General features: G+C 51.3%; 17 protein-coding genes. 10 read left to right on the top strand and 7 right to left on the bottom strand.

What is annotated here, in order from left to right:
• Window positions 1–40: 40 nt before the first annotated feature.
• The 8 genes from livH (at window position 41) to KHS78_RS19920 (ending at window position 7,629) form a co-directional block, all read left to right on the top strand.
• On the top strand, window positions 41–967 hold the full coding sequence (gene livH / locus KHS78_RS19955; protein ID WP_211830609.1) for a high-affinity branched-chain amino acid ABC transporter permease LivH: 927 nt from the start codon (window positions 41–43) through the stop codon (window positions 965–967).
• On the top strand, window positions 964–2,286 hold the full coding sequence (locus KHS78_RS19950; protein ID WP_211830607.1) for a high-affinity branched-chain amino acid ABC transporter permease LivM: 1,323 nt from the start codon (window positions 964–966) through the stop codon (window positions 2,284–2,286). The genes livH and KHS78_RS19950 overlap by 4 nt, the downstream gene beginning before the upstream one ends.
• Before the next feature lie 12 nt (window positions 2,287–2,298).
• Window positions 2,299–3,069, top strand: a complete 771-nt coding sequence (gene livG, locus KHS78_RS19945) for a high-affinity branched-chain amino acid ABC transporter ATP-binding protein LivG (RefSeq protein ID WP_211830605.1) — start codon at window positions 2,299–2,301, stop codon at window positions 3,067–3,069.
• Window positions 3,069–3,770 (top strand): ABC transporter ATP-binding protein, encoded by a 702-nt coding sequence (locus KHS78_RS19940; RefSeq protein WP_211830603.1) that lies wholly within the window; start codon window positions 3,069–3,071, stop codon window positions 3,768–3,770. The genes livG and KHS78_RS19940 overlap by 1 nt, the downstream gene beginning before the upstream one ends.
• 263 nt (window positions 3,771–4,033) lie before the next feature.
• Window positions 4,034–4,864: an amino acid ABC transporter substrate-binding protein gene (locus KHS78_RS19935; protein ID WP_343216946.1), complete on the top strand. Its 831-nt coding sequence runs from the start codon at window positions 4,034–4,036 to the stop codon at window positions 4,862–4,864.
• 24 nt (window positions 4,865–4,888) lie between these two features.
• Entirely contained in the window at window positions 4,889–5,557 is a 669-nt protein-coding gene (locus KHS78_RS19930; RefSeq protein WP_211830601.1) for an amino acid ABC transporter permease, read from the top strand.
• Window positions 5,557–6,297 (top strand): amino acid ABC transporter ATP-binding protein, encoded by a 741-nt coding sequence (locus tag KHS78_RS19925; protein WP_211830599.1) that lies wholly within the window; start codon window positions 5,557–5,559, stop codon window positions 6,295–6,297. The genes KHS78_RS19930 and KHS78_RS19925 overlap by 1 nt, the downstream gene beginning before the upstream one ends.
• A 318-nt stretch (window positions 6,298–6,615) precedes the next feature.
• Window positions 6,616–7,629 carry a BPSS1780 family membrane protein gene (locus KHS78_RS19920; RefSeq protein WP_211830597.1) on the top strand — a complete coding sequence of 338 codons (1,014 nt, stop codon included), beginning with the start codon at window positions 6,616–6,618 and terminating at the stop codon, window positions 7,627–7,629.
• 228 nt (window positions 7,630–7,857) lie between these two features.
• On the opposite strand, the gene KHS78_RS19915 is transcribed toward KHS78_RS19920, so the two are convergent.
• The 4 genes from KHS78_RS19915 to KHS78_RS19900 form a co-directional block, all read right to left on the bottom strand.
• Window positions 7,858–10,884 carry a hypothetical protein gene (locus KHS78_RS19915; RefSeq protein ID WP_211830596.1) on the bottom strand — a complete coding sequence of 1,009 codons (3,027 nt, stop codon included), beginning with the start codon at window positions 10,882–10,884 and terminating at the stop codon, window positions 7,858–7,860.
• Window positions 10,885–11,076: 192 nt separating this feature from the next.
• Window positions 11,077–12,954 (bottom strand): type IV pilus assembly ATPase TfpB, encoded by a 1,878-nt coding sequence (tfpB, locus tag KHS78_RS19910; RefSeq protein WP_211830594.1) that lies wholly within the window; start codon window positions 12,952–12,954, stop codon window positions 11,077–11,079.
• Window positions 12,955–13,096: 142 nt separating this feature from the next.
• Window positions 13,097–13,744: an SPOR domain-containing protein gene (locus KHS78_RS19905; protein WP_211830592.1), complete on the bottom strand. Its 648-nt coding sequence runs from the start codon at window positions 13,742–13,744 to the stop codon at window positions 13,097–13,099.
• A gap of 141 nt (window positions 13,745–13,885) precedes the next feature.
• Window positions 13,886–14,512 (bottom strand): CYTH domain-containing protein, encoded by a 627-nt coding sequence (locus tag KHS78_RS19900; RefSeq protein ID WP_211830590.1) that lies wholly within the window; start codon window positions 14,510–14,512, stop codon window positions 13,886–13,888.
• A 168-nt stretch (window positions 14,513–14,680) separates the two neighbouring features.
• Between KHS78_RS19900 and KHS78_RS19895 the strand changes: the two genes are divergently transcribed.
• Window positions 14,681–15,361, top strand: a complete 681-nt coding sequence (locus KHS78_RS19895) for a TIGR00153 family protein (RefSeq protein ID WP_211830588.1) — start codon at window positions 14,681–14,683, stop codon at window positions 15,359–15,361.
• 33 nt (window positions 15,362–15,394) lie between these two features.
• The gene (locus KHS78_RS19890; protein WP_211830586.1) at window positions 15,395–16,666 is read left to right on the top strand and encodes an inorganic phosphate transporter; all 1,272 of its coding nucleotides are present in this window, start codon (window positions 15,395–15,397) and stop codon (window positions 16,664–16,666) included.
• 117 nt (window positions 16,667–16,783) lie between these two features.
• Here KHS78_RS19890 and KHS78_RS19885 read toward each other — a convergent pair whose 3' ends face one another.
• The 3 genes from KHS78_RS19885 to KHS78_RS19875 all read right to left on the bottom strand — a co-directional run bounded on the left by KHS78_RS19885 (window position 16,784) and on the right by KHS78_RS19875 (window position 19,905).
• Window positions 16,784–18,049 (bottom strand): aromatic amino acid transport family protein, encoded by a 1,266-nt coding sequence (locus KHS78_RS19885; RefSeq protein ID WP_211830585.1) that lies wholly within the window; start codon window positions 18,047–18,049, stop codon window positions 16,784–16,786.
• Window positions 18,050–18,384: 335 nt separating this feature from the next.
• The gene (locus tag KHS78_RS19880) at window positions 18,385–19,281 is read right to left on the bottom strand and encodes a copper chaperone PCu(A)C (protein WP_211830584.1); all 897 of its coding nucleotides are present in this window, start codon (window positions 19,279–19,281) and stop codon (window positions 18,385–18,387) included.
• Between the two features lie 159 nt (window positions 19,282–19,440).
• The gene (locus KHS78_RS19875) at window positions 19,441–19,905 is read right to left on the bottom strand and encodes a hypothetical protein (protein ID WP_211830583.1); all 465 of its coding nucleotides are present in this window, start codon (window positions 19,903–19,905) and stop codon (window positions 19,441–19,443) included.
• Window positions 19,906–20,086: the final 181 nt, after the last annotated feature.

Here is a 20,086-nt window from a genome sequence, read left to right as displayed (position 1 = left end):
GGATGCTTCAACCCGCTATCCACAAGAATAAGCAGTACTTATGCCTGAAGCAGCCTACTATTTCCTGCAGCAGACGCTGAACGGCCTGACGCTCGGCAGCGCCTACGCACTCATTGCCATCGGCTACACGATGGTTTACGGCATTATCGGAATGATCAATTTCGCCCACGGTGAAGTCTATATGATAGGCAGTTACGTGGCATTTATCGTTCTGGCCATTCTCACCATGTTGGGTATCGACAGCATCACGTTGTTGCTGGTCGCCGCCTTTTTCATCAGTATCGTTATCACCAGTATTTACGGGTTTTCCATTGAGCGTGTCGCTTACCGGCCACTGCGCGGCACTAATCGTCTGATTCCTTTGATTTCCGCCATTGGTATGTCCATTTTTCTGCAGAACTACGTCCGGCTGGCGCAGGGATCAAGGGACATTGCCATGCCCAGCCTGATCACCGGTGGCTGGATCATCGGACCGGAAGACGGCTTTCATGCCACCCTGTCCTGGATGCAGCTGGTAATATTCCTGGTCACCTTGCTCTCCATGGCGGCCCTGACCTTTTTCATCTCACGCTCCCGACTGGGCCGTGCCTGCCGCGCCTGCGCCGAAGACCTGGGCATGGCTAACCTGCTGGGCATCAACACCAACACCATTATCGCACTGACGTTTACTATCGGTGCCGCCCTTGCGGCCGTTGCCGGTGTCCTCCTTGGCCTCTACTACGGCGTCATCAATCCTTACATTGGCTTTCTTGCTGGACTCAAAGCCTTTACGGCTGCCGTACTGGGAGGCATTGGCAGTATCCCCGGCGCCATGCTGGGCGGGCTTATCCTGGGGCTGGCCGAAGCCTATACCGCCGGATATTTTTCATCTGAGTACAAGGATGTTGTCGCATTCAGCCTGCTGATATTAATCCTGTTATTCCGTCCCACCGGGATTCTCGGCAAGCCGGAGGTAGAAAAGGTATGAACCGAACCAGTTTTTTCAATGCCTTGATCGCTTCTGGCGTTCTGTTGCTGCTCACAGGCTTCATGGTCGGCCTTCGGTTAGAGCAGGATGGTACGGTACTCAGAGTCATCGGTGCACCGGACACGGTAATCCATACGATTCTTGCAGGCGCCATCTTTGTGTTTCTGTTCCAACTGTTTCGTAGTCCCATTGCGGGACTTTGGCAGGGCGCTCGCTCACAACTGCCAGACGTTAGTCGTTTGAAGCCCGATCTCAGTGGCCACACCAACCTGAAACGCACATTGCTGTGCTTCCTGGTGGCCGGACTGATGATATGGCCCTTCTTTGCCTCCCGGGGCAGTGTGGACCTGGCGACCCTGACACTGATTTACGTCATGCTGGGACTGGGACTGAACATTGTCGTCGGCCTTGCCGGTCTGCTGGACCTTGGCTATGTCGGCTTTTACGCCGTTGGCGCCTATAGCTATGCACTGCTGAACCAGTACTTTGGCCTGGACTTCTGGAGCTGTCTGCTGATCGGCGGCGCCATGGCTGCGCTGTTCGGTTTTGTACTCGGCTTCCCGGTCCTGCGGTTACGGGGGGATTACCTCGCCATCGTGACACTGGGCTTTGGTGAAATCATCCGGATACTTCTGAACAACTGGACGACAATCACCGGCGGCCCGAACGGCATCAGTCAGATCCCGAAACCTACTCTGTTTGGTCTTGAGTTCAGCCGCCGCGCCAAGGAAGAAGGTAATGTTCCCTTCCATGAATTCTTTGGTATCGACTACAGCAGTGGTTACAAAGTCATCTTCCTTTACCTGCTGGCATTACTGCTGGTATTGATCACGGTATGGGTCATCAACCGACTTCTGCGCATGCCTATCGGTCGTGCGTGGGAAGCATTGCGTGAAGATGATATTGCCTGTCAGTCCCTCGGCCTGAACAAAACAGCGGTCAAGCTCTCAGCCTTTACCATTGGCGCTGCCTTTGCAGGGTTTGCTGGCACTTTCTTTGCGGCCCGCCAGGGATTCATAAGTCCTGAGTCGTTTACCTTCATTGAGTCCGCCATCATCCTTGCCATCGTGGTACTGGGCGGCATGGGCTCCCAGATCGGCATTATCCTGGCCGCCATTGTGATGACCATCCTGCCGGAACTGGCCCGGGAATTTAATGAATACCGCATGTTGATGTTTGGTCTGCTGATGATTCTGATGATGGCCTGGCGCCCCCAGGGGTTGTTGCCTATGAAACGGCCCCATACCGCACTCAAGCGCAAAAAAACATCATCAACGGATAGTGCACCGGCAACGACCGGTCATGCCGACGCAGTCTGAGGAGTATGAGTCATGGCACAACACACCCTGCTGAAAGCCTCAGACCTGACCATGCAATTTGGTGGTCTGCGGGCCGTTGACCGTGTCTCCCTGTCCGTCAGTCAGGGAGAAATTGTCTCGATCATCGGCCCAAACGGCGCGGGAAAAACGACGGTTTTTAATTGTCTGACCGGCTTTTACAAACCAACAGCCGGTACGATTCACTTTAATGGCGAAGCCATTCACCAACTGCCGGGGTTCAAGATTTCCCGTAAAGGCATCGTGCGGACATTTCAGCATGTTCGCCTGTTCCGCAATATGACCGCGATTGAAAACCTGATGGTTGCCCAACACCGGCATCTGAATACCAGCCTGCTGGCAGGCCTGTTCAAAACACCCGGCTATCGTCGTGCAGAACAGGACGCGATGGAAAAGGCCGCCTGGTGGCTTGAACGCGTAAACCTGTTGGATCTGGCCAATCGCAATGCCGGCAACCTCGCGTATGGCCAGCAGCGTCGTCTGGAAATTGCCCGCTGCATGGTGACCAACCCCAGCCTGCTGATGCTGGATGAACCGGCAGCCGGTCTGAACCCCAGGGAAACGGAGGAGCTGGATCACCTCATCATGGAACTGCGGGATCAGCACAAAGTATCTGTCATGCTGATCGAACACGACATGAAACTGGTCATGGGTATTTCCGACCGGATATACGTCATCAATCAAGGCGCCCCACTGGCCAGTGGCACACCGGACGAAGTGCGCAACCACCCTGATGTCATTAAAGCTTACCTGGGAGAAGCCTGATGCTGCGCGTTGAGAATGTCACCACCTGCTATGGCAAGATCCAGGCGCTGGACAATGTATCCATCCAGGTTAACCGGGGAGAAATCGTCACCCTGATCGGTGCCAATGGCGCTGGCAAGACCACCCTGCTGATGACCATCTGCGGTGACCCCAAGGCCAACCAGGGACGTATATTCTTTGAAGACGAGGATATTACGGACTGTACCACCGCCGAGATCATGCGCAGTGACATTGCCGTTGTGCCTGAAGGTCGTCGTATATTTTCCCGGCTAACGGTTGAAGAAAACCTGCACATGGGCGGTTTTTTTACTGAGAAAGACGACTTCGATGCCATACTCGAGCATGTATTGGAACTCTTTCCACGCTTGAAGGAACGCTATCACCAGCGGGGTGGCACCATGTCCGGTGGTGAACAGCAGATGCTGGCCATTGGACGTGCTCTGATGAGCAAACCCCGGCTGCTGTTCCTGGATGAGCCGTCCCTGGGACTTGCCCCCATCGTTATCCAGCAGATTTTTGAAATCATTGAAAAACTACGCGATGAGGGCATGACCATCTTCCTGGTGGAACAGAATGCCAACCAGGCCCTGCGACTGGCGGACCGGGGCTATGTGCTGGAAAATGGCCGGATCGTGATGGAAGACTCAGGCCACAACCTGCTCATTAACGACGATGTTCAGCGAGCTTACCTGGGTGCTTGATGCACCCAGACCTTCTTCCTCATATATAACAAAAAGTAATTAGTTTTTAATTTATTAATATTTTTACTTATCAATAGATTCCGGTAAGGTCGGAATTGTGGGTAAATGGTATTGCCCTTCAAGAAAAACAACACACAACGGATTTCTGCAGCAACGACCACGGTCAACAACTGCCCTTCAAGCGACATCCTGTTTTCGAGTCGCACCCCATAAGAACGTCTCCAAGCGACGACAACCTCTCTTACAGACTGGAGTGACAAACAGTGAACAAGCGTAACCGCTTCTTTGCAGCCGGTTTTGCAGCCCTTTTTTCCCTGGCGCTGGCAGGCTGCAACCCACAGGAGACCAACAGCTCTGCTGCAGCGACATCCAAGACCAGTGAGAACGCCAGTGCACCTATCCGTGTGGGAATGTCCGGTGGTTATTACCCGTTTACCTTTGTTTCCCAGGATCAGCTCCAAGGCTTCGAAGTGGATGTCTGGAATGAAATCGGCACGCGCCTGGGTCAACCGGTAGAATTTATCACTGCCCCCTTCTCCGGCCTGTTCGGCATGCTTGAAACGGGAAAAGTCGATACGATTTCCAACCAGATCACCGTCACCGATGCACGACGGGAACAGTACGGATTCACCCAGCCCTACGTCATTGATGGCGCTCAGCTGACTATCAACAGCGATGACAATACCATCGCCGGTCTCGAAGATCTTAAGGGCAAAAAAGTCGCCGTCAACCTGGGTTCCAACTATGAAACCCTGATCCGTCAACAGGCGGTGAACCTGTTCGGTGACGAACAGGCAATCGATATCATCACTTACGACACTGGTATTGAACAGGAAGTCGCACTGGGTAGAATTGATGCCTTCGTCATGGATCGTCTATCTGCAGCTGAGCTGATCAAGAAATCAGGTCTGCCACTGAAACTTGCGGGTACGCCATTCGAAACCATCGAAAATGCCATGCCGTTTTTGAAAACACCGGAAGCTGATACCCTTCGCAGCAAGGTGGATAAAACGATTGCCAGCATGCGGGCCGACGGCACCCTGGCTGATATTTCCATCAAGTGGTTCGGTAGCGATATCACCACCCGTTCATAACACGAGGAAACCAGCGCCAGTACTATGAGCAGCTTTGATTTTGATTACGCCCTGGGTCTTGCCCCGATCCTTCTGAAATACCTGGATGTCACCCTCTGGATGGCATCCAGCTCACTGATCATAGCGCTCACGATTGCCGTGGTGCTGGCACTGGTGCTGACGTTCCGCCCCAAGGGGCTGACCGCACTCAGCGAACTGTTTATTTCCTTCTTCCGGGGTACGCCACTGCTGGTACAGCTGTTTCTGCTGTACTACGGTCTGCCCCAACTGTTCCCGGCCCTGAAAAGCATGACAGCCTTCCAGGCCGCAGTGATTGGCTTAAGCCTGCACTTTTCCGCCTACATGGCAGAAACCATTCGAGCGGCGATTCTCAGTGTTGACAAGAGTCAGCTGGAAGCAGCGCTCAGCACGGGCATGACACCTTTACAGGGCATGCGCCGTATTGTGTTACCCCAGGCAGCCCGCATTGCCATTCCAGGTCTAATGAACAGCTTTATTGATCTGCTGAAAAGCACCTCTCTCGCGTTCACTCTCGGCGTGGCGGAGATCATGGCAAAAGCCCAGATGGAAGCGGCATCCAGTTTCCGTTTCTTTGAGAGCTACCTGGTGCTCGCCCTGGTGTACTGGCTGCTGGTGCTGCTGTTTACCGCACTCCAGAAAATGGCAGAACAACGGATGAATGAGGCGTATTGATGGCATTACTGGAAGTCAGCGACCTGCGTAAATCCTTTGCGGAAAAAACAATTCTGGCAGGGATTAATCTGCAGGTGGAACAGGGTGAGATCGTCGTTATACTGGGCCCGTCAGGCAGTGGAAAATCAACTTTTTTGCGTTGCCTTAACCTGCTGGAAATACCGGATTCGGGTGTTATCACACTGGATGACGTTACATTCAATGCTGCCAAAGCCACAAAATCCGCTACTCTGGCACTTCGTCGCAAGACAGCGTTTGTGTTTCAAAACTACGCCCTGTTTCGCAACAAGACAGCGCTGGAAAACATCACCGAAGCCCTGCTAGTGGTCAAAAGGCTTTCACCGGCAGCTGCACGGGAAAAAGGACTGACAATCCTGAAACAGGTCGGCATGGAAGATTTCCAGAATGCCTGGCCATCCTCACTCTCCGGTGGCCAACAGCAACGTATCGGCATTGGCCGGGCCATGGCGCTCGAGCCGGAGCTGCTGCTGTTTGACGAACCCACCTCTGCACTGGATCCCGAACGGGTTGGAGAAATCCTGCACCTGATGAAGCGTCTGGCGGCAGATAATCAGAGCATGATCATTGTCACCCACGAGATACCGTTTGCCCGTGAAGTGGCGGACAGGGTGATATTCATTGACGAAGGCCGAATCATAGAGTCCGGCCCCCCATCACAGGTGCTGGATAACCCGAATGACGCCCGTACACGACAATTCCTGAATCAGGTACTGCACTGAGCGTCTTCGCAACGGCACTGAAAATGATGGGGGACTCCCCCATCTTCGTTGCATCCCAATAATGTGACTGATGCCAAATATCTGGCACTTTTTGTCGGTCTTCACCCCTGACAGGGCTTTACAATCCCCATAAAACACGCTGACATAACGGCTGTTATTTTTACTTTAAAAATGTCATGATTCGCAGCGTTTCCCTATACGATAATTTCTAAAATTAATAGGGAACCATCAGGAAATGGAACGACAGATAACCATAACAAATCCTAATCGTTTGTCTGTTGCCATCGCAGTCCATAAAGCAGTATATGGGGTAAGCACATGGAGTTCTCTGTTTGCGTCACCGGTAAGCTTCGCCCCGGTTTCAAGGCAAAAGCGGTCCAGAAGGACTTCAGTGAGCTATTCAACCTGACAGACAAAAAAGTCCTGAAAAATATCTTTTCAGCGGCATCTCCTGTGCTGATTCGCAAAGGTCTCAGTCTTCCGGAAGCAGAGCAGTATCGCCAGAAACTCCATGGTATTGGCATGGAGTCGATGATAATCGACGAAGAGGGGCAACCCTTACAGAAGGTCGTCAGTGCTGCTGCAGGAGGTGCCTCCTCCAGCGCCAACACCGAAAACAGCAGCGAGTCATCTGTCGTTTTCTATGAGGACGATGCCCAGGGCGGAGAAAACCCTACCACTGGCACGCTAAGCATTGAGAGCAGTTCAATCACGTCTGCTTTTTCCTGGCTCTCCGATGGCTTCAGTCTGTTCAAGAATGCACCGATGTTCTGGGTAGGATGCACCTTTCTGTGGGGCATTGTTTCCATCATACTTCAGATCATCCCGGTTATTGGAAGCCTCATATCCTCCATCTTCTCTGGCATCATGTACGCTTTCCTAATGCTGGCCGCTTATCGGGTTTCTCATGACGAAGAACTCTCTTTTGCAGCGGTCAAAGAAGATCTCAAGCCCAACATGATGGCTGTAGGCATCCTGAACATCCTCTACGGCATTATTGTGGCAGCTGTCGGTTTTGCCGCCTTCGCTATGGCAGGTGATAACTATATGATGGGTATTGGTATCACTGTAGCCGTAATGATCTTAGCGGGAATGGCATTCTATTTTGCGCCAATGCTGATTGCGGTCAATCACCTTCCCATACCTGAAGCGCTGAAGTTGAGCCTCATGGCTTGCATAAAAAACATTTTGCCACTGATTCTCTTCGGCGTACTCGCGATTCTGCTCTCAATCATTGGCATGTTGCCATTGGGACTCGGTTTGCTGGTTGTGATGCCGCTACTGGTACTGGCGACCTATCAAGCCTATAGCGAGATTTTTGTCAGTCAATAATCTCGCTATATGTTGTGTAGGCTTACAGGGAGTATCGTAATGAGCCAGCCACAAGACCAGATTAGCGGCAAGGAATGCTGCTTACTCTGTTTATCACTGGGATCGATGTTAACCAGCTTTTTACTATTAATAACCTCCTTATAGATAGCATCAAATAAAGGCAACTTGGTATCAGCTAAATACCACAGGGATATCTCCTCAACATTTCATTCTATTTTCAAAAGCATACTATCGCCGGCGCAGCCCCCACCTTACTTTTTTCTTTTCAGGGAGTTTCACCACAACTTCATGCTTAGATCTTAACTCATCAATATCTTCATATACTGGCTGCTCAGCAACGCCTGAACCTCCATCATCACTAGATAGACCTCCATCGATCTGCAAAGCGCTAATCATACCACCCGGGACAAGCCCGCCGGAGGGTCTTTTCGGAACTGGCGGCACTATTGAATTATGACTTTCAGGTTCTCCCCCTTTCTTACCGGAGGTTATTTTTTTAGGATTGTATTTTTTTAACGGATTGCGAACATTAAATGCGAGCACCCCTTTTCGTTTCTTGCTTTTTCGGTGTATTTTCTTCGTCCTTGCGACAGCATGAGAGATATCTTTATTACCCTCCAGCATGTAACGGTCATACTTTCCTCCAGGCACCCCTGTATTATTAATTTGTATCTGCAGATGTCCGCCATGCAACATGAAGTTCTTACACATTCTCTGATCAAAATGAGATGCCTGTTTTTTCGCCATCATGATACTGGTTCTATCCTTGTTACTCTTACATCCGGTAAATTTATGCATACCCAGCTTTTCAAGAATCTCATCAATATCCTCTTGAAGCCGTGCAATATCATCAATAGAGGCTTTACTTCCTGCCTTTTCTATCTTCTTGTATATCTCATCAATCATTTTATCTATTTTTTTCTTCCAGGCACCAGCATTATCAGGATCTTTCTTTTTGATTTCCTCGTACGTCTCATCAACAATCCCCCCTTTTTGCTTAAGCGCACTCAATGCCCTAAGATTCACTTGCTTGACAATTTTCCATGTCTTACCGACGCAACTCCAGAATCCATTCAGCGCTAGCTGATTACAAGGCAATATAAACATAACTGCTTTCAGGTTGAGCTTGACTCTATGTATTTCACCCTTTGCAGTCTTAACAGTAATCTCTCCTTCATCCAGGATTTTATCGAGATGACCTATGTATTCATCTGCCAGGTATTTAACCCACTTGGCTTCATCATCCAGCACTTCTTTTACTTTTTTAGGTAAAGGCAATGCCCCCAACATTCCCCTAATTCTGTCAGGACTCATCAAATTTAAATAACACGCCTTGAGATTGACTACACAACTGCCATCCTTGATAGCTTTGTCCAACTCATCAGCCATTTCATTAACAAGTATGTTGACCACAATCTCTCTCAGTCGCTTTCGGGTGACACGCTCAACATTTTCACCAGCAAGCTCTTTAGAGGCATAGGGTGTACCGACGCGAGTGTATTGCTCTACCACTTCACCATCAACTTTCATTTTGTAGTGATACATACTAACGGCATGTTTGGTATTTCGATACAGTGACGGTGAACCCTTTCTTTCATAGCTCTCTTCAAAGGGATCCACGCCGTCTTTTGGGTCGTCTTCTGACTCATCCATCAATTGAAAACGAACCTGATGAGCAGGTGTGTAAACATGTTCGACGGTTCTCCACTCTCCCATTTTATCCAGGAGGGTCTGCTGAACCGTAAAAGCCACAGTATCATCTGACAATCTTCTAATTAATTCTTCTTCATACTTTTCATTCAGGCCAGCATTTTTAATAAGACCCTGCACAACCTCTTCAAATCGCATGACATAAGCGGTTGTATCAAGCACAAACCCATTTTCTGCCACACCTGAAAGCTCTTTATAGCATTTATATTTTTCCTCAAGATTATTAAGATGTTCCTCATTATCTTTCAGTGTTATTTTTGCAACCTCATAAAACCGCTTAATGAGTTTTTCATAATTTTCATGGTGACGATAATCATTTCCCCTGGCATCACGAACATGACATCTTAGCCCATCAAGATGTTTCTTTATTTCCATCATTTTTTTAGCCAAGCCATCTTCAGGATTTCTAAAACTTGTTTTTAAGCGATCAAATTCAGCTGTAACTTCATCAAGCAATTCATCTGCTCTCTGATAATCTGCAAATGGCACCATTTTGGTTGGGATATCAACGATTAGAGCATTAACAATCTCCAGCAGGGAGTCTGCTTTACTAACACATTCCTCAGGGCTTAATTGGTCAAAATCGATTGATGCATAATCTGTATACTGCGTTGATAAGCTATCAAAAGACCGCTCAGGTGCTACTCCCCCCTGCCCTTTTGAGACTGGCTCAAGGTATTCATCTTCATCCCTTGCCAAATCGGGCCGCGTGGACACAGGTTTAAGATACTCATCCTGTCGTGAATCATATGACCGTTTGACCAAGCTTTGCCTGTAATTATCAAGGCTAGTGAAAGGTTCATAATCGTAATCGTAATCATATACCTCTATATCTTCCCACTCCTCACCGATGCTTTCATTTGTATCACTGTCCAAGTCATCAGGTCCCTGTAACGCCATAGGGGTACCATCTTGCCAATGACTACAGCCAGGTACTGCATCGTTACTATAAAGGGCCGCTTCTATATCAGTACACGGGATTTGAGATTGAAACTCTCCGGCTACACTCTCAGGTTCCACAATTACAAGATTGCCTTCCCCCCCATGAATCTGAAGATGGACAGGAACCAATTCCCGGGAATCTCCAGCCTCTCGATCATCGTCAGGCTGTTCCGGAATAAGAACGCTGTCTTCTGTCCGCGAGCTGAGGGAAGAGGGGTTTGCATCTTCAATATCCACACGGTGCACAGATTCAGTGTCAGCTAATAAAGGAGTCGCTTCTGAAGCTTCGGATCGTAGACTTCCATGATTGCCATGGAGTGTTTGTGTAGGCGGAACCTCACGTATCAGGCGGTCATAAATACATTTTCCAGCAACATAGCAACCAAGGCTTACAGCGCCAATACCAGCAACAACGCCACCAACGAGAGGCATGGCAATACATACAAGCACCCCCACCAGCATACTGGTGACGGATAATACTGGCACCACAACTCTCAACACCCTGTGCCAAAGCGCAAGTTCCCGAGCCTCCTGTAGTGGCCTTCCAGCAACACCTGCATTGCCTGCATTTTGATGAACATTCAGTGAACCCGGCTGCGCCATATCCTACTCCCTGAGATCATTGATCACATAAGACTACCGCCTTACAGACAATCTGACCTTTATACATAGGTCTCTACAACTAATGGCGTACAGGTATCAGGCAGGTGTGGAAGTGACTGATAACACCCCTTTCCAGATAGAAAAGGGCATTATTAAAAGAAATGAAAAACCATTTAATAGAACAAAGTCTTCTTAATTAAAACGGCCACCGGCGGGTGTTACCCGCATAATTTCTTCAATGGTGGTCAAACCAGCGGCAACTTTGTGTGCACCACTGATTCTCAGGGTTCGCATTCCCTCAACAATAGCCTGCCGTCGTATGGCATCAATATCGCAGCCAGCATCCACCTTCTCATTGAGTCCATTACTCAACAGCATGATTTCATACAAGCCTGCGCGGCCACGGTAGCCCGTATTACGGCATTTCAGACAGCCCACAGGCACACTACAGCTATCAGGAACAGGCGCCTTGAAGGGATGTGTCAACTCCCGCCACCCCTGCTTGTCCACAGCGGCTGTCTGCTTACAATCCGGACACAGCGTTCTGACCAAGCGCTGCGCCATCACCCCCAGAACCGTCGAGCGAATCAGGTATCCAGGCACTCCAAGCTCCAACAACCGGGTAATCGCAGACGGTGCATCATTGGTGTGTAACGTAGACAAAACAAGGTGTCCGGTCAGTGCCGCCTGGATCGCCATTTCTGCGGTTTCCAGGTCACGGATCTCACCGACCATGACGATATCCGGATCCTGCCGTAACAGTGCCCGTACCCCACTGGCAAAATTCAACCCTATGCCATGTTGAACCTGCATCTGGTTAAACCGGGGCTCGACCATTTCGATGGGATCTTCGATAGTGCAGACATTCACTTCAGGTGTCGCCAGTTCCCGCAGCGTTGAATACAGCGTTGTTGTCTTGCCCGAACCGGTAGGCCCAGTGACCAGGATAATGCCATTGGGCTGACGAACCATTTTATGCCAGCGTTTTTCATCGTCCCGGGAAAACCCCAATGAACGGAAATTCTTGAGCAGTACGTCCGGGTCAAAGATCCGCATGACCAGCTTTTCGCCAAACACCGTTGGCAGGGTAGACAGTCGCAGCTCTACTTCACTGCCGTCCCGCCCCTTGGTTTTGATCCGGCCATCCTGCGGCTTACGCTTTTCTGCCACGTCCATTCGACCCAGTATCTTGAAACGGTTGGTCACCGCAGAGACGATATCTGAAGGCAGGTCATAAACCTGATGCAGAATGCCATCGATCCTGAACCGGATATTACTCTGTTCTTTTCGTGGTTCTATATGGATGTCACTGGCACGCTGGTCAAACGCATATTGCAACAGCCAGTCCACCACCCTGATCACATGCTGGTCATTGGCTTCAGGGTTGCGGATATTGCCCAGCTCAAGCAATTGCTCAAAAGAGGCTGGCGTGGCGCCATTGCCATGGCCATTTTTCGATGCCCGGCTGACAGAATCAGCCAGACTGTAAAACTCAGCGGAGTAACGTCGTATATCTGCAGGACTGCTGATCACACGCCGGATTTTTTTCCGGTTGGTATGCCGAACCGTATCCTCCCAGCCGGTATGGAATGGCTGGGCACTGGCAATCACCAACGTGTCATCACTGACCTCAACGGCCAGAATCTGATGGCGCTGCGCAAAAGCGGCCGACATCACAGGCGTGATTGCGGCAGGATCAATTTTCAAGGGATCAATCGGATAGTAGGGCTGATTGGCCTGGACAGCCAACCAGCGCATCATGGTATCAATATCCAGCGCCTGGCCCGAATGCCGTTGATCCTCGAGCTCCAGCTCTGCAAGATACTCCACCGGGTGCAATCGAGCCTGCTCTGCATTGCGCCGCCGATCCAGAACCTCCCGTTTCTGTGCCTGATCCAGCAACCCAGATGTGCAGAGTTGCGTCACTATGGTGGCCAGGTCCAGTTCCCGGCTGTCCCGTGGCTCATCCTCCGATTTCGACGCCACCTCTTTTTTTATGGTGGCCTTCAATGACGCCTCTTTGTCTGTGCTCGCCACTTTTCGCGCAGGGATCTTGTTTGCTGCTTCCATGATTGGAGTACCAGATGCTTATTATTGGATGGCGCTCGCGGATGCTGTTATCACTCTTTATTCCACGATGATTCAGCCGCCATCACATGATGCGTTGCCTGCCTGCATACTAACATCCAGGCAATGATTCGTGACAGGCCGATCAGTCAGGCAAAGAGAGCGGGCGGCGGCTCAAAACACCCACTTGCAGGGGGGATGGCTGCAGAAAAGCCAGGCGGCCTTTCTGGGACAACTTGCTAAGGTCACGGCGGGCTGATGCCTGATCGGAAAACAAACCCGAAACGATCACGTATTCTTTACCTTCGCGGCTATCTGTCACCAGCAATATCGCGTCATCGACACGACCAATGGCATCCCGCATTCTGTCGGCCTCCGCGCGATCAGAACCTGCATACCAAAGGATCGTGAACGCTTCTTCACGCTGTAACATGACAATCAAACGACGAGCGTCAGGTGATAGGGAAAGCACAGACCGAGAGGAGCCTGTTCGCTGTTCAGAAAATTGGGGGAATCCAGGATGCTGCTTTGCCGGCTGCGCCGACTGTTGTAACGCGCTCAGTGTCTTAGGAATGGAAGAGCGCATCGGTGCGATCGCATCCAGCGGCACACGAAAATCGCCGTTCGAATCGGTGCGACACAACCAGTCTCCGCCACTAAACGCCCGGCATTCCCAGTCTGCAGTATAAGCCGCATGACTTTTTTCCGGACGCTCCTCAGCCACCACGGCGGTGGAAAAAACCAGCAAAAATCCCAGCAGTATCCGTCTGCCATCGTGATATCTCTGCATCATCCCTGCGCCCGTTCCCTGACATTGCCACCCAGTGTTTAACAGCACCTAATGCGTTGTGCCCTACCGTTCATACTAGCAGCCAATCTGTTGCCGGCACTACATGAAGGAGACACTAACAAAATAAACGACAGCAATGCTTTATTAGGTGGATGTCTGATTATTGATCAACCTGTAGCCACGCTCAGCTTTGCTGACATCAGACGGCTCCAGTGAGACAGAAAGACGTAACTGGTCAGCGATTTCATGCAGTGCGGCTTCGACACCGGAAATCAATTCAATCTCCACCTCAGAGATCACTTCACGCTGTCGTCCAGCCCGGATTTCTCCCAGGTCCAGCGCCAGCTCAACACAGGCCCGGTGTTCACCCGCCCAGTTCAGCGTGAAGGCCGTACGTTGAAAGTCTGTTGTAAAAACGGGCTTCAGCGCCGACTGATCAACATCCGCCAAGGTGTCAGGCCAGACCCCATTGAGTACTGCCACATCCAGCTGATCCGTCGCCAGGGACCACTCCCACTCCCCTCGCTGGCTCAGCCCATTGCGACTTTGTCCCCGGGTTTTCAGGGTCTGGATAAAGCGCCCCTGCTTTTCGCGGATACGGAGCGCCACCCGGGCCTGGTGCAGCCGTTGATCGGGCGTATCGAAATAGGTGTTCTGCAGCTGAAACGTACACTGATCCGCACAGGGGGTACCATTCAGCAGGGAGTCAGACAGTAATTGACTGTGTGCCTCAGGGGCAATCAGCAGCTTGAGTTCGGTTTCTTTGGACATACGCGTTTCTGACAGGCTATTCCCGAGATAGGGACCGTCTATTCTAGCGCGCTCACTCCATAGATAAAATCATGCAAATTGTCAGACAGGCTAACCATCTACGGATTTCCACCTATTTCGAAGAGCGTTATACTACCGGGCTTTCACATCGACTCAGGTAACCGGCGTATGCCCCCAAGCAACCTGTTATCCAGTGTATTTGGCCGCTCCCCCATCGGCCCCATTCAGAAACACATCAGTCTGGTGCATGAGTGCGCCTCCGATCTGCAACCCTTTTTTGAAGCCGTACTGAAAGAGGATTGGGAGCAGGCGGAGCATTATCAGCAGCGCATCGTGGATCTGGAAGAAAAAGCTGACCAGATCAAAAAACAGGTGCGTCTGTCATTACCCAAAAGTCTGTTTCTCCCGGTTCCCAGAACCGACCTGCTGGAAATCGTGACCGTGCAGGACAAAGTGGCCAACCGCGCAAAAGATATCGCTGGCCTGGTGCTGGGTCGCCAGATGCGTTTTCCGAACGAACTCCATGAAGCCCTGGGCCATTACCTGAACCGGTCGATCCAGACCTCCGCCCAGGCCCTCAAAGCGATGAACGAACTCGACGAGCTACTTGAAACGGGTTTCCGGGGACGAGAAGCCGATATGGTCGAGGAGATGATTGAAGAACTGGACAACCTTGAAAGCGAGACCGATGATCTGCAGGTTCAGATTCGCCGGGTGTTGTTCGCGCTGGAAAAATCACTACCGCCGGTGGATGTCATGTTCATGTACAAGATCATCGACTGGGTAGGCGATCTGGCGGATCGCGCCTCACGAGTGGGCAGCTACCTGCAGCTGCTACTGGCCAAATAACTTCCCTGCTCAGTTACTTTCTGGAAACGCAGTATGTCAATCATTGCAGAATACGGCACGATCCTGCTGATCATGGCCTGTGTATTTGGCTTCTTCATGGCCTGGGGCGTCGGCGCCAATGACGTGGCCAACGCCATGGGCACATCCGTTGGCTCCAAGGCACTGACGGTCAAGCAGGCTATCTTTATCGCCATCGTACTGGAATTTGCCGGGGCCTACCTTGCCGGAGGCTCGGTCACCGCGACTATCCGTAAAGGGATCATTGACCCCACCATGCCGGAGCTGGTGTCCAACCCGGAGCTATTGGTGTACGGCATGCTGGCCGCGCTATTGGCAGCCGGCACATGGCTGCTGGTCGCCACGCACTTTGGCTGGCCAGTCTCCACCACACACTCGATTGTTGGCGCCATTGTCGGCTTTGCCGCTGTCGGTATATCGGTGGATGCCGTCAACTGGGGCAAAGTCAGCTCTATTGTTGCCAGCTGGGTCGTTTCACCGGTGTTATCGGGTGTACTGGCCTTTATGGTGTTCAGCAGTATCCAGAAGTTGATTCTGGATACTGATAATCCCTTTCGGAATGCCAAGCGCTACGTCCCCATTTATATGTTCCTGGTCGGTTTCATGATGGCCATGGTGACCTTTACCAAGGGCCTGAAACATATCGGTCTGGAACTGACGGACATGGAAAGTTTCATGGTATCGGTCATTATTGGTCTGGTGGTCATGATCATCGGTAAGCTGGCCATCAGCCGCATTAAGGAAGACCACAAAGCCGACAAAGCCTTCCATTTCTCCAGTGTGGAAAAAGTCTTTGGCGTCATGATGATCTTTACGGCCTGCTCCATGGCCTTTGCCCATGGCTCCAATGACGTGGCTAACGCGGTCGGTCCGCTGGCGGCTGTGGCCAGTGTTGTCATGTCGGGCGGTGAAATCGTTGCCAAATCCGCCATGCCGGGCTGGATACTGCTACTGGGCGGTATCGGCATCATCACGGGGCTGGCTACCTATGGCTACCGCGTCATGGCCACCATCGGCAAGCATATTACCGAGCTGACACCCAGCCGTGGCTTTGCGGCAGAGTTATCGGCAGCCAGTACCGTCGTACTGGCGTCAGGCACCGGCCTGCCCATTTCCACCACACACACCCTGGTCGGTGCAGTTCTCGGCGTTGGGCTCGCCAGAGGGATTGGTGCGCTGAACCTCCGGGTCATCAGCACCATCTTCATGTCCTGGATTATCACCCTGCCAGCCGGCGCACTGCTGGCGATTCTGTTCTTCTACATCATTCAGGCCATATTCAGTTAAAACGCATTATCGAAAAATAAAAAAACGGCTTTCTTCTCACCAGGAAGAAAGCCGTTTTTCTTTTACTGCCACGAATGTCGTTTGCCTATCATCGAGGCAATAACACGTCTTGTCGACTTAGCCGCTAAACGAAGGCAACCACCCTGCCATATTCATTAACTGGCAGACCAATACCACCAGCGCAAAAAGCAGAACCAGCACCATACGCGGCGTTCCACCCGGTACTCGATAACCGCCATTCATGCCCCGGGAACGACAGACCGCAGTCATCAACACCGGAACAATCAAGGCAAAGACGGTTGCACAGATACCGGCATAGCCAATCGCTGCCAGAAAACCGTTGGGAGCGACAATGGCAAACACCGTCGGCGGCGCCAGGGTCATCAGCCCGGTAATCAGCCGTCCACGCAAGTCGTTGGCAAAGCCGAACAGGTCCGCAATATAGTCAAACAGCCCCAACGCTACGCCAATGAAAGATGTCGCTACCGCCAGATGAGAAAACAGCTGCAGCAGCAGGGATAATCCCAGGCTGACGCCGCTCTGCTCCAGGGCACCAATCAAGTGACCAATGTTCCCTCCCGCAGCCAGTACCGCAGGAAAGGCGTCACGCTCCAGGTTACCCAGAACACTGACCTGCCATACCAGGTAAAACATCAGGGTAATGAGGGTGCCGATAATCGCCGCACGGCGCAGCGCAACCGGTTCCTTACCGAAATATTTCACCAGACTGGGAATACAGTTTTGAAAACCGAAACTCACCATCAGAAACGGAATCGCCCCAGCGATGTAGGGCATCGTTTCAGTCATCGGTAAACCTGGGAACAGTGTCCGGCTGTCTGCCGAGCTGAGCAGTCCGTGGCAAAAACCCAGAAATGTCAGCGCCATCCCACCCAGCATGATTGTGGTAATGCGATCCACAGCACCGGCACCTGCCACCACAAAAACACCCAGTACCGTCGCAAACAACAATGCCGAGAAGCTGGCATTTAACTCAATGCCTGTCAGCATACCCAGGCTATGGCTAACCACGGAACTGCCACCGGACACATAGGCATAGGTCAGGATGTACAACACAAAGGCCACGGATAAACCATTCAGAATCCGCCCGGTACGCCCCAGGGTATCCCCCGCCAGCGTATCAAAGCTGTCGGATGGCCGGTAACAGAGATTGGTTTCCAGCAGGTACATTCCGCCGCTGTACATGCAGAACCAGACGCCAAGCAATAGTAACAATGACCAGCCAAACCACATGCCGCTGGTGACAACAGGCAGTGAAAACATGCCTGCTCCCACGGTGCTGCCAGCCACAATGAGTGCGCCGCCCAACACGCCGGGTTTCCTGCGGGAAAATATTGGATTTGCAGTGGTCAGAGTTTCCGTCATTCTGAATTATCCATAACCTTATGGCAGACAGCCCGATACATCCGGAGTACCTGTCAGCCCGGAACAGTGGTTTTGATGTTGTTAATAAAAGAGGAGGGCGAGACAGTCATGTCCCGTCATCACATGGCAGGAAACAGCAATTTCTTGCGACGCACTGACAGTTTGTTATTCAAAGAATAAGGTGACGTCCGCTCACGCCGTCACCCTACACAGCCGTCATAGTGGCCGGTATAAGGACATTTACCAACAGGAGATAATTTGTTGCTGACGACGCCTGAAAGCCATTCGCAGACAAACAAATGGCCATCAGGTAAACAGACTCAAAACGTGCGGGTTCAAGAAGAAAAATTCCCAGCCCCGGAGACCAGTTTTTGCACTGGCGCCAGTACATTCAGCACCGTGCCATTACTGAAATGCAGTTCGAGCGGCACTTTTTCACCGGTCACCAGGTCTTTTTTCAAACCCATCAGCATAATATGGCGACCACCGGGCTGGAGTTTCAGTTTCTTACCAGCCGGAATACGGGGCTCAGCCATGTGCTCCATCTTCATAACACCATCTTCCATTTTACTGAGATGGAGTTCTGCAAAATCCGCCACTGGCGTATCAATACGCACCAGCTCCACATCCTTCTGGCCGCTGTTCTTGATCGTCAAATAGGCTGCAGTATTTTTGCTGCCTGGCGGCATGGCCCTGACCCGGGGTTCTGTCACCATCAACGTCTGATGATGATCCATCACAGGCTGGGGTTTGACATCCGTCAGCACTTTCATGACCGGCGCAGTCACCTTGACCCGTTCACCATCCGAGAATGACAGGCTGAGCATCAGATCTTCACCTATCGTCAATGCCTGATGCAGTCCCATGATCATGATGTGGTTGCCACCCGGCGCCAGACGGGCCTGCTTGCCTGCCTCAATACGAATACCGGCCAGATGCTCCATCTTCATCAGCCCGTTTTCCATGCGCGTGGTGTGGAGTTCTACCTTATCTGCAATCGGTCGACCCTGCTTATCCAGCACATCGGCAGCCACCAGATCAATCGCCTGCGGGCTATTGTTCTTGATGACGACGTAGGCGGCTGTATTCTTGGAGATAGGCGGCATTGCCCGGATACGGGCGTCAGACACCGTCACATCGGCAGCCAGCGTTGTACCGGCAACCAACAGCCCAATGAATCCCATGAGGGCATGTAAAACACCATAACGCCGACCGCTTCCCACTGGTCGCATAATGACTGACAACCTCTGCGCCATACCTTTCATACGTCTGACATCCTTTCTCACCACCACCTGATGATGCTGGATTCATCCGCACCACCTTACATTTATGAATTATGAAAACGTCTGGTATTTTAGGAGGTATGATCGCAGCTGTCCCCCAAAAGATGATTAATGTGTTGCCGGTCCTAATACAAACTCCACAACATATGGCTTACCGGACGCCATGACAGTCACTCGTGCCAGCCATACCATATCGGCATCCACTGTACACAAACTGATGACACCTTCGCCCTGCCAAAGGTCTTTATTATCAGCATTCCGGATTAAGGTAACGGGCTGCAAACCCATATTCATATCCCGGCCAATAAATTGCAGTTTGACGGATTCCACACGCCTATCTGACACATTGACGGTTAATGATAGAGGCTGCATTGCTGGCAGACTAACGGGCTCAATGCTGAGCGCTATCTGGCCAACAGACGTACTGGCACCGAGGCACTCTCGCTCTCTGTCCAAACAGTCATACTGACTAATAACCTGCTCTCCATGTATCTGCCTTAAAATACCTGGCAGGTTCAGCAACAAAGCAATGGCTATCAGGATCAATCCTGCCAACAACAACCGCTTTCCCATACGCCCTCATATCACCGGCTGATAAGATAAAGCAGCAATTATAGGCAACCTAACCGAGATTCAAAGTGATCCATTTACCTCAGGTTGATCACTCATAGGCAGTGGGCACATCAGCAGGATACTCTTTTAAACAAAGAGCAAGGTGAAACAAAACCGTAGCAAAACTCACAACGAAAGCAGG

Origin of the sequence: Kistimonas asteriae (genome assembly GCF_018263925.1) — a bacterium.
GTDB classification, from domain to species: Bacteria; Pseudomonadota; Gammaproteobacteria; order Pseudomonadales; family Endozoicomonadaceae; genus Kistimonas; species Kistimonas asteriae.
This window is presented reverse-complemented; position numbering and strand designations above follow the sequence as displayed.

Bases quoted from the DNA above. Each gene is read 5' to 3' on its own strand.
- livH (WP_211830609.1), top strand. From the start codon at position 41: ATGCCTGAAGCAGCCTACTATTTCCTGCAGCAGACGCTGAACGGCCTG.
- KHS78_RS19950 (WP_211830607.1), top strand. From the start codon at position 964: ATGAACCGAACCAGTTTTTTCAATGCCTTGATCGCTTCTGGCGTTCTG.
- livG (WP_211830605.1), top strand. From the start codon at position 2,299: ATGGCACAACACACCCTGCTGAAAGCCTCAGACCTGACCATGCAATTT.
- KHS78_RS19940 (WP_211830603.1), top strand. From the start codon at position 3,069: ATGCTGCGCGTTGAGAATGTCACCACCTGCTATGGCAAGATCCAGGCG.
- KHS78_RS19930 (WP_211830601.1), top strand. From the start codon at position 4,889: ATGAGCAGCTTTGATTTTGATTACGCCCTGGGTCTTGCCCCGATCCTT.
- KHS78_RS19925 (WP_211830599.1), top strand. From the start codon at position 5,557: ATGGCATTACTGGAAGTCAGCGACCTGCGTAAATCCTTTGCGGAAAAA.
- KHS78_RS19920 (WP_211830597.1), top strand. From the start codon at position 6,616: ATGGAGTTCTCTGTTTGCGTCACCGGTAAGCTTCGCCCCGGTTTCAAG.
- KHS78_RS19915 (WP_211830596.1), bottom strand. From the start codon at position 10,884: ATGGCGCAGCCGGGTTCACTGAATGTTCATCAAAATGCAGGCAATGCA.
- tfpB (WP_211830594.1), bottom strand. From the start codon at position 12,954: ATGGAAGCAGCAAACAAGATCCCTGCGCGAAAAGTGGCGAGCACAGAC.
- KHS78_RS19905 (WP_211830592.1), bottom strand. From the start codon at position 13,744: ATGATGCAGAGATATCACGATGGCAGACGGATACTGCTGGGATTTTTG.
- KHS78_RS19900 (WP_211830590.1), bottom strand. From the start codon at position 14,512: ATGTCCAAAGAAACCGAACTCAAGCTGCTGATTGCCCCTGAGGCACAC.
- KHS78_RS19895 (WP_211830588.1), top strand. From the start codon at position 14,681: ATGCCCCCAAGCAACCTGTTATCCAGTGTATTTGGCCGCTCCCCCATC.
- KHS78_RS19890 (WP_211830586.1), top strand. From the start codon at position 15,395: ATGTCAATCATTGCAGAATACGGCACGATCCTGCTGATCATGGCCTGT.
- KHS78_RS19885 (WP_211830585.1), bottom strand. From the start codon at position 18,049: ATGACGGAAACTCTGACCACTGCAAATCCAATATTTTCCCGCAGGAAA.
- KHS78_RS19880 (WP_211830584.1), bottom strand. From the start codon at position 19,281: ATGCGACCAGTGGGAAGCGGTCGGCGTTATGGTGTTTTACATGCCCTC.
- KHS78_RS19875 (WP_211830583.1), bottom strand. From the start codon at position 19,905: ATGGGAAAGCGGTTGTTGTTGGCAGGATTGATCCTGATAGCCATTGCT.